The sequence below is a fragment of the Shewanella sp. MBTL60-007 genome (genome assembly GCF_019654915.1).
Lineage (GTDB): Bacteria > Pseudomonadota > Gammaproteobacteria > Enterobacterales > Shewanellaceae > Shewanella.
Genome location: NZ_BPET01000034.1, coordinates 44,457 through 57,729, shown reverse-complemented (window position 1 = coordinate 57,729; position 13,273 = coordinate 44,457). Strand labels below are relative to the sequence as shown.

Below are 13,273 nucleotides of genomic sequence, written 5' to 3'. Positions count from 1 at the left end.
CATACTATTAAACGAGAGCGATAGTTAGCTTCAGTCTAAAAGAGCGATGACGTTGAGCTAACTTTTCAGTCATACAAAAAGGGTTAGCATTGCTGCTAACCCTTTTGTGTGCGTGCACGCTTCAGAATCAATTACTCATAATCAGACGCGTATGTTTCTTCGTAAGTGTGTGAGTAGAGTTCAAACAAATTACCGAAGGGATCTTCTAGATAAACCATTTTAGCTTGTTTATTATCATCTTCCGGATGGTAACGCATAATATCCATACGCACTCTACCACCAAATTCCTCAGTACGCTTAATCGCGCCTTCAAAGTCGTCAGTTTGAAGACAGAAATGGAAAATACCAATACGAGAGAAATCGACTTCATGGCGTTCTTGACGATCAACCATTTCAAACAGTTCAACGCCAATCCCATCCGTTGTCACAAGGTGAGCAATATTGAAACCTTTAAAGCCTTCACCGAAAACCGCAATACACATTCTACCAATAGCCGTCTTACGCTCTTCAATAACTTGAGTGTTGCCCATCACCACTTTTAACCCTAGAGCATTAGTATAAAACTCAACGGCTTTATCCATATCGCCGACCATGATACCTAGGTGATTCATCTTCATAATTTTGCTCCAGACTCAAATAATCTATTCGTTACTCATTTCGATGGATTAAAGTATAGGGCCAGAAAATAAAAATATTAAATTATCATTAATTATGAAAATGATAATTTAATTTTATAACCAGAGACTGTCGAGCCGACACTATGGCTTAGTGCTAAACCGCCAACAATGAAAAACTTTTGCGCATATATATTCTACTGCACTCTATTAACTTGGTAGTCGCTGCTGACCTTTCAGTGCTAACTTGCGCTCAACTCAATACTTACCACTTATTTGAACTGAGCAAACAGAAAAGAAAATTGATAGATATTCATTTTAAATTCAGTTAAATACGCTCACACATCAGGGGATAAAATAACTCTCTATTGATTGAGTCTTGAACATATTAACTCATTTCACTACAATTATGAGCCATAACACCAAATGAACCACCAAGAGGTGCAATGAAGAACTACCTTTATACTCGGTACTCCCCCAAAAACAAATCCTATCAAGGCCAGCTAGCAACGATGAGGCTGTTAGCCCCAGAGGCCGAGCACTTCCAAGATAAAGTACGTGGTGATATTCCTCCCATGGAACGAGCAGCGTTTAAGCAATTACTTAGCTCTGTTAAACCCAAAGATACGGTGATCATCTGGTGGTTGACTGATTTCAGTCATGATTTCAATCAAACCTTACACACCATCAACCACTTATTGGATAAAGGAGTTAGATTGCAGACGACCTGTGAACCACTGGTATTTGAAGCCGATTCAACTCTAAGCCATGGGTTACTGACTCTCATATCGGGTTATGGAAAAGTACAAACCCAACATCGGCTATTAGCTGCAGAGCAAGGTAGAAATGCACTCAAACACGACTCTGAGCAATGGAAGCGAAGATTTAGCGGTAGACCTGCAAATAAGGAGAAACATCAGCAAATCGCCACATTGTTACTTGAAGGGGAGACGCTACTGAGTGTTGCAGAACAGTGTGGTGTAAGTATGTCCACCGTAAAACGAGTCAAAGCCAAATTGGGTACATTTGACAATGAAGGCAGCTTGAGACGCAGAGGAAAAGTGGGCTCAACTTCGAATGATACTGAGTGAGAGATTCATGAATTTTAAAGCCATTTTACTGGCCTGTTTAATTATCAGTGTCGGGCAATTAAGTATGGGATTAGTCTTCCCATCGCTCCCCTGGATAGCCAAAGATTTTGCGGTTTCCCATGAACAGGTTCAGATATTAGTCAGTATTTATTTACTAGGGTTTGGTCCGTCACAGTTTATCTACGGCCCTATTTCTGATGCGCTTGGACGCAAAAAAGTATTGTTGATTGGTCTGATGATCGCCATGCTAGGTCTACTGATGATCATTTTTCTCAGCCATTCATTTACGGGGATGGTGCTAGGGCGCTTCCTTCAAGGTTTAGGTACCGGATGTTGTGCAGTACTAGCTCGAGCCTCCACACGAGATAACTTCAGTGGTGCAGAACTGCCGGTTGCAATGTCCTACATAGCAATGGTTGCATCGATAACACCTCTTCTCGCTCCAGTGCTCGGTGGCTTCATCAACTTCCACTTTGGTTGGACTATGGTGTTCATCTCTTTGCTGGGCTACCTAGCTGTCGTTTGGGGGATTGTGGCATTGCGATTCCAAGAAACCCTAGACCAACTCTCTCCCCTCCCGTCTCCTAAGAAGGTGTTACTTCAGTATCGTGAGCTGCTAAGTTCACGATACTTCATGAGTTTTGCCAGCATAGGTTGGCTAAATTTTAGTTTAATGATCACCACAATTTCGCTAATGCCATTTATCATGCAAAACCAAATAGGTATGACGTCTGATAAATACGCAATGTGGGCACTCATCCCAGCATTAGGCATGTTAGCGGGTACCAGTATCTGTAATCGTGTGCGCCCCTTAATCGGTAGTAAGAAGCTCCTGCTATGCACTCCCGTGCTACATGTGGCCGCAGCGCTATGGTTATTTTTCTGTCCACTCGATCCTTTGTATTTAATGCTCGGACAGCTATTGATGATCTTAGGCAACAGCATCGCTTTACCTTGTGTTCAAGCCATGGTTATGCAGCCATACAAGAAACAGGCGGGAGCGGCAGCTGCGATGTCTGGAGGCGGCCAAATGGTGGTTTCCTCCATCATCAGTATGGGACTGGTTAATTTAGGCTTGAGCCAAGCCTGGCACCTTTCTTTGATCATTATTGTCTTTGCAGTAATTACGCTCATTAATGTTTTGCGTGGCTTTGCCACCCAAGAAGCTATGCAATAACTCAAGTCAATCATCCCTCATTAATGATACTAGGAAGACTATTATGGGTAGTGGTGCCGTTGCAGCTGCTGTAAATGAAGCCTGCCCACTAAAAAGTCATTCTATTCATAGTAGGAAACAGAGAAACGCCCTTAAAATATCTAAAAAATAGCGTTTAGAGTCGATGAGAAAATTGAGGAGCGTCTGCGGCAGAATTTAATTGAACAATACAAAATCTTATGTCAATTACCTTTTAATCAATACCTTCTGCAATCTTATCACTCAGTATAAATGACATTTTTAGATAGAGTTCTCAACTCAAATAACATTAGGTAATGGCATTGTGAGCCGCCCGATAACAGGATGGTGTTTGCCCATTAAGGCGCTTGAAGTAGCGTACAAAATTTGTAATGTCATCAAAACCCAACTCAAAGGCGATAGATTGTACACAGTCCCCTTGCATTCTCAGCTTGCGCATAATCTCTAAATTCAAACGGAAGTCTATAATCTGCTTAGCCGTACGCCCACTACAACATTTACACAATTGATTTAAAGCTTTATAGCTTAGATGCATTTGCTCCGCATAACGCTTAGCCTCGCGCTCAAAGTGAAACTTTTGCTCCACCAAGCCAAGAAACTCGCTAAAGCGTTGCCTATGCTCACCATCAGCCATCTTTTGTTGTGAACTACGCAACTGAGCCAACTTAAGCACCACTGCTGAAAATAGTAGTTTGACCTCTATCGAGTCAGCTCTCTGTTCAGCAATAGCGTCTGATATTAGATTAATCATGCTATGACAATTTTGGCTTTGCTGAGACTCAAGCCGCAGTACAGAAGCACAGGACAGGCTTAGGTGAAACGGAATAAAGTAAGAGTAGCGAATATTGGCGGAACACTCAGAAAAGAAAGTTGGGGTGAGAATAACCATCTTACCTTGGGGGGAGTCCGCAGCATCGAATGCATGGTGCTGCCCCTGATTAATAAAAATCACATCACCACTCTGATAAGGGTGCAACACACCGTCTACCAAGTGCTTCCCTTGCCCGTTTTCGATATAGATAAAACTAAAATAGTTGGCGCATTGAGGTTGAAATGGGTTATTGGAATCTTGATTCTGATGAGCGTAAATATGCTCCAACTCCACCACATCAATCCCCGCTTCAGCCATCTTGGCATCGCCGCGTCCTTTCATTGAGGTAATATCTAAAGAGGTCATTGAATTTCTATCCGTAACCAAGGTAACTAATTCCACTCTACTCGAAAAGACACCGAGCAAGCCCGGTGTCACAACTTAAATAACTTAACGGTGTATCCGCTCTACTCGTGAAGCTCTGTCGTCATAGTCCTCTGCATGGCACGCTTTACACGACTGTGACGGTCTCAACCAAGGCTGACGGAACTTACCATCCTTAGAGAAATGATAAGGGCTGTCTGAAGGTTCTGACAGATCAATTTTAAACAGATGTGAGTTTATCGGCATATGACAATCAGTACAGTCTGCTACTACTGCATGAACTTTGGTCGCCCCATCTGCAAACTCCTTATTGCCGTGACAATCTTGACACTCAGTTATCAACGCCTTTTCGTGTCCAGGCTTATCCTGGAAGTTGGTGGATAGATGAGGGTTGTGGCAATCTGCACAGTGCAGATGACGCTTCGAACCACTGGGTACACCAGTGTCAGGATCAATCGCCATTAAGGCGTCTCCAGCTGTACGACCTTCTTCAAAATATTCCTTATAGCGCCCACCAATAGTGTCTCCACCAAAGTCAGCATTATAGGGTGTCTGATAGCTTGGGTAGTAGCGTTCTCCCTCTTTAGTATGACATTCACCACAGGCTACAGGCTCTCCATAGGCCATATTCAGTGCCGTCAAGTCCGCGGTTAGACGCCCCTCAGCTTTACGAGTGATATTATCTTTACTGGGTTGCTTAGCGTGTTCGCTACCTGCACCGTGGCACGCCTCACATTGCACACCAGGCAGAGCGAAGGTTCCCTCCATGCCAATTAAGTCATCCTGACGATGACGATTACGGTGATCACCTGGTTCAGAAGTGTAATCTCGCCAACCTGTGTTATGGCAGGAACCGCATTTATAAGGCATAGCATCTGCACCTGCACCCGGGGCAAACGGTACCATTCTATCGGCAGTGATCACTCCGCCTGTTGGCACTACGTCAACCATAGCCTTGGTACCATTAACCATATAACCGTTTTTATCCAGCAATATCCCTTGTCGCTGATAACCGCCGAGCACATAGCTGACATCAGCCCAACTCTTCGGTGCCCCCAAGCTATTTTCAACCCCCTCTAAGTGGTCAAATATCCCTTCCATTGTCATGAAAGGAAACTCCGGCATCTGATCGTTTTCAACCTTACTAAACTTAAAGTTATGGCCAGTCTCTTGGAAACTAGCCTTATCCGTATGACAACCAAGGCAAGTTTCAGTACCAACGTAATCTCGCAAACTAGCCTTAACTTCTACATCTACCTTTGCTCGTCCCTCGTTGCTGTGGTCATCAAGAATAACGTACTCAATTTGGGCTATACCATAAACATCTGATTCAAACCAAAGTTGGTCATCTTGTACTCGCACTTCGCCGATACCATTAACCACTTTCGCCTCAGACAGTGTTAATTCACCTCCCTCAGGGTCGCTGGACTCGGCCAACACATCAATGGCGGTTTCCTCACCAATAAGAGCAACAACAGATAGACTGCCTGCCACAGGGGGCTTGTTAACCCCTTCATTATCATCATTATTTTTATTATCACTGCCACAACCAACCATAAGCGCTATCAGCGTACTGGCGATTAGTGTTCGACGACCATGTTCGATTACATGTCTTTTCATCATCATAACTCCTTTTAATTTTATATTGCTTTCGCAGTAAAAGAGTAATGAAGCGGTAATAATCAAAACAGGTCATTTATAGCCCCGGAATAGTCAATCCAGCACCTCTAAACCGTTTTGTGAACTATCTCTTTATTTACCCAATTATGAGTATACGATTCAATAAACACTCCAAAACGTGGTAACTCTGAGGTACTCGATATTTGCGAAAATAAGTAAGAAACAATGATTCAGTTGGGACTGAATTGGTGGATGCAAAGAATGAAGAGTCATACTTGCTAACTATCTGACGAAGAAACTTGAAACAAGCGTGACATAAATGTTCCAGACATAAAAAAGCCCGATTACTCGGGCTTTTTCTTTCATAAAGCTATCAACTAGCTCTATCAGCTAAATCTCTCAATTAAATAAAAGACAAGAGCTATAAAATTAACCTTCGATACCTTTGCTCGCTAGGAACTCATCATAAGTTCCTTTGAAGTCATTCACGCCTTCAGGGGTGATCTCAAGGATACGGTTTGCTAAAGATGATACGAATGCACGGTCGTGACTGACGAAAAACAGTGTACCTTCGTACATTTCAAGCGCATTGTTCAATGACTCAATAGACTCCATATCCATGTGGTTGGTTGGTTCGTCAAGTAGCAAGATGTTTGGCTTTTGCATAATTAGCTTACCAAACAGCATACGCCCTTTCTCACCACCCGATAGCACTTTAACTGACTTCTTGATGTCATCAGAGCTAAATAGCATACGACCTAAGTAACCACGAACTGACTGGTCATCATCTTCTGGTTTACGCCATTGGCTCATCCAGTCAAACAATGTCATATCGTTAGCAAAATCTGCTTCATGATCCTGTGCGTAGTAACCAATGGATGAATTTTCAGACCACTGGATAGTACCGCTATCTTGTGGGATATCATGTACTAGGGTACGAAGTAATGTGGTTTTACCCACACCGTTCTCACCCAAGATGGCGATACGCTCGCCCACTTCAGCAATAATGTTTAGATCTTTAAATAGCGTGTGGTCAAAACCTTTCGCTAGATCTTCAACCACTAGTGCGTTACGGAACAGTTTCTTCTCTTGTTCGAAACGGATGAATGGGTTAACACGGCTAGATGCTTTCACTTCATCAAGCTTAATCTTATCGATCAACTTAGCACGTGATGTGGCTTGTTTAGCTTTAGATGCGTTAGCAGAGAAACGTGCAACGAAGCCTTGAAGCTCAGCAATCTGCGCCTTCTTCTTAGCGTTATCAGACATCAAACGCTCACGCGCTTGCTGTGCCGCCATCATGTACTCATCGTAGTTACCTGGATAAACACGTAGCTCACCGTAATCTAAGTCAGCCATATGAGTACAAACAGAGTTCAAGAAATATCTATCGTGTGAGATGATAATCATGGTGCTGTTACGTTGGTTTAGCATCTCTTGCAACCAGCGGATGGTATCGATGTCCAAGTTGTTGGTTGGTTCGTCAAGCAGCAATACATCTGGATCGCTAAATAGTGCCTGAGCCAAAAGTACACGTAGCTTAAAGCCTGGTGCGATTTCGCTCATTAGACCAAAATGCTGCTCAACACCAATACCTACGCCCATTAACAGTTCACCCGCGCGAGACTCTGCGGTATAACCGTCCATCTCAGCGAATTCCATCTCAAGCTCCGCAACCTTGATGCCGTCTTCTTCAGACATCTCAGGAAGCGAGTAAATGCGATCACGCTCTTTCTTGACTTCCCAAAGCTCAGCATGGCCCATGATTACAGTGTCAACAACACTAAACTCTTCGTAGCCGAACTGGTTCTGGCTTAGCTTACCTAGACGTTCATTCACATCTAATGAAACGTTACCCGCTGTTGGCTCTAGATCACCAGCAAGGATCTTCATGAAGGTTGATTTACCACAACCGTTCGCGCCGATCAGACCGTATCTGTTTCCGCCGCCAAACTTAATTGAGATGTTTTCAAACAGTGGCTTAGCGCCAAACTGCATGGTGATATTAGCTGTAGTAATCAAAGTGACAATTCCGCTCTTGGTTATATGATTAACGTCATCATAGATAAAACAAAAACCAGTAGCCCAGTACCAAGATTTTACCCGATACCGACCTACTGGCCGAAGGTTGACGCCGCTTGGCGCCAAGCCTGTAAAATTAAGCGCGATACTATAGCATTTTAGGCTAATTTATCAACTGCCAATAGCCGTTTGCGGTGACATTTAGCTGAATTCCCCATTCATGGTTTTGCCTGTAGATTAAAGCACTCATCACGCTTAACTCCCTGAGCTTTCTAATGCTAACCAAGGGCGACCCGCCTCAACCTATTCGCATTGCTCACCACAGTTAGTGATGATAATGCCATAGCCGCGCCAGCAATCACTGGGCTTAATAAGAGTCCAGTAAAGGGAAATAACACGCCAGCTGCGATAGGGATCCCTAAGGTATTGTAAATAAATGCACCAAACAAATTTTGCTTGATGTTTCTCATGCTCGCCTTAGCCAGTAAAAGTGTATCGGCAATCACCACTAGTCGTGTTGATAGCAAGGTAAAGTCGGCGCTTTCGATAGCGATCTCCGTGCCACTTCCCATGGCAAACCCCACATCCGCGCTCATCAATGCGGGCGCATCATTAATACCATCCCCCACCATGGCTACCACTTCGCCAGCGCGCTTGAGCTCAATCACTTTTGACTGCTTATCTTCAGGTAACACCTCGGCAAATACCCTAGTGATCCCAACTTTATCGGCAACCGCTCGGGCCGTCTGTTGGTTATCTCCGGTAAGTAACACTAACTTAAGTCCCGCTTGTTGCATCTTCTGCACCGCTTGCATGGCATCGGGCTTTATTGGATCGGCAATGGCAATAAAAGCCAGTAATTGTCTGTCGCTAGCCACAAACACGGGAGTCTGGCCTTGATTGGCAAACTCTGAGATCTGCGCTTGATAATCCGCAAGATTATCGATACCAGCCTGCTGCATTAGGCTCAAATTACCAATGCTATAGTGTTTACCGTTGACGGTGCCGACAATCCCTTTTCCTTGTATATTGGTGAAACTTTCAGGCTCAATAAACTTAACCGCTACCGTCTTCGCTTTATCGATAATTGCGCTCGCAAGAGGATGCTCTGAGTGTTGCTCCAATGCGGCGACATCACCGAGCAGGCTGAGTTCATCAAGCTCAGGTTTTAGTATCACAATCTCATGGACTTCGGGCTTACCGGCCGTAATCGTGCCCGTTTTATCGAGTACCACAGTAGTGACTTTACTGGCGGTTTGAAGCGCCTCACCATTTCTCACCAAAACCCCAATCTGCGCCGCGCGGCCAACAGACACCATGATCGACATTGGGGTAGCCAGTCCCAGTGCACAAGGACAGGCGATAATCAGTACGCTGGTTAACACCACTAAGGCATGGGATAACGCAGGCTGTGGACCAAACAGGTACCAAAAAGCTGAGCTAAGCAGCGCGATAATGACGACCACAGGAACGAAGTAGGCGGAGATCTTATCGGTTAGTCGCCCAATAGGCATCTTAGAGGTCTGCGCCTGCTGCACTAATTCAATGATCTTTGACAGCTTAGTATCTTTAGCGCTTGCGGTAGCTCTGTAGATAACAGCTCCGTTACCGTTGACTGTGCCCGCGCTAATGGTGTCGCCTACCGTTTTATCAACCGGAATAGGCTCTCCGGTCAGCATGGACTCATTGAGAGTCGTCTGCCCCGTTAAGATCTCTCCATCTAATGCGACTCTATCACCAGGCTTAAGGCGCAATTTATCTCCCACCTGCAGCAGGTTGATCTCAACTTCCTCATCGCCACTCTCTGTTATCCGTGTTGCAGTGGTTACCTGCAAACCCAGCAGGCGCTTCACCGCCTCACTGGTTTTGCCCCGTGCGCGCAGCTCTAAAGCATGGCCGAGATTGATTAAGCCTAAGATCATTACACTGGCCTCAAAGTACACATGCCGCGTATCGGCTGGAAACCACTCGGGGGCTGTTACAACCATCATGGAGTAGATCCAAGCAGCACTAGTGCCTAAAGCGATAAGCGTATCCATATTGGCGGATTTTGCTTTTATGGCACGCCACATGCCTTGATAAAAATGAGCTCCGGTGAATAGCATCACCAAGAAGGTGATAATGCCGACTGCGCCCCAAGCCAATTGCTGCTGGGCATTGTTCACCATCATTTCACCGCCGAGTAAGCCCCAAAGCATTAACGGCACACCTAAACCTAAGCCAATGCCCGCCTGTATTAGCCTTCGGCGATACTCTTTGCGTTCATCATCACTTTTTTGCTCGGCGGCGGAGCGGGCATCGATCACCAACTCCCCCTCATAACCCACACTAATGATTATCTCGAGTGCCTCTTTTGCTACAATATCACCGGACACCAATACCAACTTATCGGCTAAATTCACTCTGGCGCTGATATCTCGTTGGTCTTTTTGGCTGGCATCGGCAAAGGCTGTTTCAATCTTTGCAACACAGCTGGCACAGCTCATCTTAGGTACATATAAACTTAAGTTAGCCATTAGAACAATTCCCAATTTGTTTCTTGATGTCACTAAGAGTAATGTCTCCCATAAGGGGAGAGTCAAAGCGAAAGTTGAGCTAAATTGAAATTAGTTGAATTAATATTAGGAGAGTTCTAATGAAAATTGGAGAGGTAGCAAAATTAACCGGACTCTCGGTCAAAAGGATCCGTTACTATCATGATATTGGGCTAGTACTCGGTCTGCGCGGTGACAATGGCTATCGAGAATACAGTCAAAGTTCAATTGAAGCGCTGATGTTTATTCAACATTGCCGCACACTCGGCTTTGCGTTAGAGGAATGTAAGACGCTACTCGAGTTACAAAATAACTCAGATCGTAATGCAGCCGATGTGAAGGCGCTCGCGATGCACCACTTACAGGATATCGAAACGCGCATTACCCAGCTAAGCAACTTAAGAGAGCAACTGACTCAGCTTATTCACGACTGCCAAGGAGGCGAACAGCCCAACTGCGCCATACTCACGGGCCTGAGTCAAAAGCAACACGGCGCTAGCTAGCATACTCAAAACTAACAACCTATTTTAGGACTAGACACTATCAACATACGCTAGCTACAGGCTACAGAAACGATTTACGGCTTATCTGCGGCGTAGGTTGTCGATATTTTCGATCGCTAATGCCGGTAAGCTGCCCGCGGGAGTAAAGCCAAAGATCTGTCCGTAGAAAGAGAGCTCTGCTTCCAGAGCCAGCTTCTTGCTCTGAGCAGAAACTCGATTTGCCGCATCTTCATTAAACTCAAGGTAAGCTACAGGCACTCCCCTGTTCTTGACGGCCTGATAAATTATCAACGACTGTTCGGCTGGAATGAGCGAATCATTCACCCCCTGAATAAGCAGTAAAGGCTCGTTCACACCTTTAATATTCGACATCGCCGAACGCTGGTGATAGTTATCTATATTGCCGAGCAATCGCAGTAAGTAGTGGGATTCAAACTTATGGGAGTGACGCTTAAACTCTTCCATATCGCTGATCCCAGAGTAGCTGACGCCCGCTCCGAAGGTACTGTAAAAAGCCACCGCCGACAGCGCGGTAAAACCTCCGGCACGGTTACCTCTTATCGCCAGTTTGCGCCCATCGACATATCCACTATTAACCAAGAAGCCTGCGGCTCGCACCGCATCCTCCACATCTGACTTGCCCCAATTACCATAGAGACTGTTACGATAATCTCGTCCAAAACCGGTACTCCCGCGGTAATTCACATCAAATACAGCAAAGCCCCGGCTAGTCCAATACTGAATATCCCGCCTAAAGACGCGGCTCGCCTTTGCCGTTGGCCCAGGATGCATCATCATGACCAAAGGAGGCTCTTGATCCTTAGGACCTTGAAAATTTGGGTTCTTAGGCTGATACAGGTAGCCATAAGCGGTCTGTCCATCTGCTGTTTTAAAACTCAAGCTCTGAGCTCTAGAGATAAAATTAGGATCCATCACTGGTAACTTAGGCGCATAAACAAGTTGAGCTGAGCGCCCCTGCACTTTATAAATCCCCTTCTCTGGTGTCTCTTTAGCCCCGACAAATAACACTTCATTTTCATGTTGTGTTACGTAGGCTATCTCAGCAAAATCCACCGCTATCGCATCCACAGTACCGCTCATGGTATCGATACGGATCAGATGCGCTTGGCCTTCATGGCTAAAACTTGCCACTAGCGAGTGCTCATTTTCAAAGGCGTAGCTATACTTGCCAACTCGCCAGTCTGCATCGGCAAACTCGGCTTGTTGCTCTAAAACAATTTCGACCTCATAGGCCTCATTTAAGCGGTAAATATTCCACCAATTGTTGAAGTCGGCGATAAAGTAAAGCTGCCCTGTCGGGCTATACAGAGGCTGAGTAATGGCACCTTTCTGCTCTGTGTGGATCTGTCGTGGATTTTGAATCGCTCCTTTGCCGTCGATATCGGCGATCCACAACTGAGTTTGATCCCACTGCATATTCGGGTGCTGCCATGATACCCACGCCAGCTGAGTTTGGTCAGGAGATAACACCGGCTTTGAGTAAAAATCGGCCCCAGTCACCAATGTAACGCCTTCATCGGCATAGCTTAAGTTGATACCGACTAAACTATTTACAGGCTCACCTTTACCGCGGTGATCTTCACGAATACAGATAAGTCGTGAAGCCTTAGAGTTTGAGATACAGCCCGCATGACGCGTGCCATTTGGCGTTAGGGGAAAGGGAGCTTGATTAGGCGCAATACGATATAAAATTTGGTCAGAAAATTTGGTGGCAAACAGGCTATTACCAATAGCGACAAAGGGCGAACCACCATACTCATGGACACGACTACGGATATCGAAGTTTGACGATACCACCTTACTGGCACTGCCATCACGTTCTAACCTATATACGCCTTTCTTATCTTCATTGTCGGCATTAGATTGCACGAAATAAATGCCCTGAGATGTCGCACGCACATCACTGATATCATCGGTGAGATCATATACATCTTCAGGCGTTACCGGAGAAGCCCAACTACCAAACTCGGCAACACGGCTCCCTTCGACAGCGGGCTTAGAAGCAGTGACTTCGCTCCTTTTAGATGCATTATCACAGCCTATTAGGGTTAACAGGCCGGCTAAAGCTAACAATGTTGTTTTAATCGCTTTCATTTTATACCTAGGAATTTCGCCCTAAAAGCTCAAGTTAACCCTGCTAACTAAATGACAATGTATCAAGCAAACGACTCACTTTCGCGGCCATTTATTCACAAACCATCGAATGACAGCCAACTGCTTTTTCTGGCTTAGGCCAAAATAGATACACACCCAAGGCGACAGCAAGATGTACCAAGGGATGGCCGCCGTGCTTCTGCCCGTAAAAAGAAGATAAAAAAAGCCAAAATAGATCACCAACAGACCGACGCAACCTACGACTAGCATCATCCATTTTGTCGCTCTTTCAAGCTTATCCATTTTGCTGCCATATTCCTTTTACAATGAAGCTATTATGGCCTATTGCTAAGCAATTGTTCAAATCGTCGTATCCTCATATAA

The 13,273-nt window shown here is 45.1% G+C and carries 10 protein-coding genes; 3 read left to right on the top strand and 7 right to left on the bottom strand.

The features are described from left to right. Positions 1-131: 131 nt before the first annotated feature. On the bottom strand, positions 132-617 hold the full coding sequence (locus K5Q92_RS14020; protein ID WP_220769619.1) for a VOC family protein: 486 nt from the start codon (positions 615-617) through the stop codon (positions 132-134). Positions 618-1,060: 443 nt separating this feature from the next. On the opposite strand from K5Q92_RS14020, the gene K5Q92_RS14015 reads away from it, so the two are divergent. Further along, positions 1,061-1,705, top strand: coding sequence for a recombinase family protein (locus K5Q92_RS14015; RefSeq protein ID WP_220769618.1), 645 nt, complete (start codon positions 1,061-1,063; stop codon positions 1,703-1,705). A 7-nt stretch (positions 1,706-1,712) separates the two neighbouring features. Then, positions 1,713-2,882 (top strand): multidrug effflux MFS transporter, encoded by a 1,170-nt coding sequence (locus K5Q92_RS14010; protein WP_220769617.1) that lies wholly within the window; start codon positions 1,713-1,715, stop codon positions 2,880-2,882. A 307-nt stretch (positions 2,883-3,189) separates the two neighbouring features. Here K5Q92_RS14010 and K5Q92_RS14005 read toward each other — a convergent pair whose 3' ends face one another. From K5Q92_RS14005 to K5Q92_RS13990, 4 genes are all read right to left on the bottom strand, one after another. Then, positions 3,190-4,077 carry a helix-turn-helix transcriptional regulator gene (locus K5Q92_RS14005; RefSeq protein ID WP_220769616.1) on the bottom strand — a complete coding sequence of 296 codons (888 nt, stop codon included), beginning with the start codon at positions 4,075-4,077 and terminating at the stop codon, positions 3,190-3,192. Positions 4,078-4,161: 84 nt separating this feature from the next. Then, entirely contained in the window at positions 4,162-5,715 is a 1,554-nt protein-coding gene (locus tag K5Q92_RS14000; RefSeq protein ID WP_259649579.1) for an Ig-like domain-containing protein, read from the bottom strand. A 429-nt stretch (positions 5,716-6,144) separates the two neighbouring features. After that, the gene (locus K5Q92_RS13995; RefSeq protein ID WP_220769614.1) at positions 6,145-7,737 is read right to left on the bottom strand and encodes an ABC-F family ATPase; all 1,593 of its coding nucleotides are present in this window, start codon (positions 7,735-7,737) and stop codon (positions 6,145-6,147) included. 278 nt (positions 7,738-8,015) lie between these two features. Then, complete coding sequence (locus K5Q92_RS13990; protein ID WP_220769613.1) at positions 8,016-10,253, bottom strand: heavy metal translocating P-type ATPase; 2,238 nt, start codon at positions 10,251-10,253, stop codon at positions 8,016-8,018. A gap of 119 nt (positions 10,254-10,372) precedes the next feature. Here K5Q92_RS13990 and cueR point away from each other — a divergent pair, with 119 nt between their 5' ends. Then, entirely contained in the window at positions 10,373-10,774 is a 402-nt protein-coding gene (gene cueR, locus K5Q92_RS13985; protein ID WP_220769612.1) for a Cu(I)-responsive transcriptional regulator, read from the top strand. A gap of 81 nt (positions 10,775-10,855) precedes the next feature. Here the strand turns inward: cueR and K5Q92_RS13980 are convergent, their stop codons facing one another. Then, entirely contained in the window at positions 10,856-12,889 is a 2,034-nt protein-coding gene (locus tag K5Q92_RS13980) for a prolyl oligopeptidase family serine peptidase (RefSeq protein ID WP_220769611.1), read from the bottom strand. Positions 12,890-12,964: 75 nt separating this feature from the next. Beyond that, entirely contained in the window at positions 12,965-13,192 is a 228-nt protein-coding gene (locus tag K5Q92_RS13975) for a hypothetical protein (RefSeq protein WP_220769610.1), read from the bottom strand. Positions 13,193-13,273 lie beyond the last annotated feature (81 nt).

Coding starts and splice junctions, on each gene's coding strand:
- K5Q92_RS14020 (WP_220769619.1), bottom strand. CDS start 617: ATGAAGATGAATCACCTAGGTATCATGGTCGGCGATATGGATAAAGCC.
- K5Q92_RS14015 (WP_220769618.1), top strand. CDS start 1,061: ATGAAGAACTACCTTTATACTCGGTACTCCCCCAAAAACAAATCCTAT.
- K5Q92_RS14010 (WP_220769617.1), top strand. CDS start 1,713: ATGAATTTTAAAGCCATTTTACTGGCCTGTTTAATTATCAGTGTCGGG.
- K5Q92_RS14005 (WP_220769616.1), bottom strand. CDS start 4,077: ATGACCTCTTTAGATATTACCTCAATGAAAGGACGCGGCGATGCCAAG.
- K5Q92_RS14000 (WP_259649579.1), bottom strand. CDS start 5,715: ATGAAAAGACATGTAATCGAACATGGTCGTCGAACACTAATCGCCAGT.
- K5Q92_RS13990 (WP_220769613.1), bottom strand. CDS start 10,253: ATGGCTAACTTAAGTTTATATGTACCTAAGATGAGCTGTGCCAGCTGT.
- cueR (WP_220769612.1), top strand. CDS start 10,373: ATGAAAATTGGAGAGGTAGCAAAATTAACCGGACTCTCGGTCAAAAGG.
- K5Q92_RS13980 (WP_220769611.1), bottom strand. CDS start 12,889: ATGAAAGCGATTAAAACAACATTGTTAGCTTTAGCCGGCCTGTTAACC.
- K5Q92_RS13975 (WP_220769610.1), bottom strand. CDS start 13,192: ATGGATAAGCTTGAAAGAGCGACAAAATGGATGATGCTAGTCGTAGGT.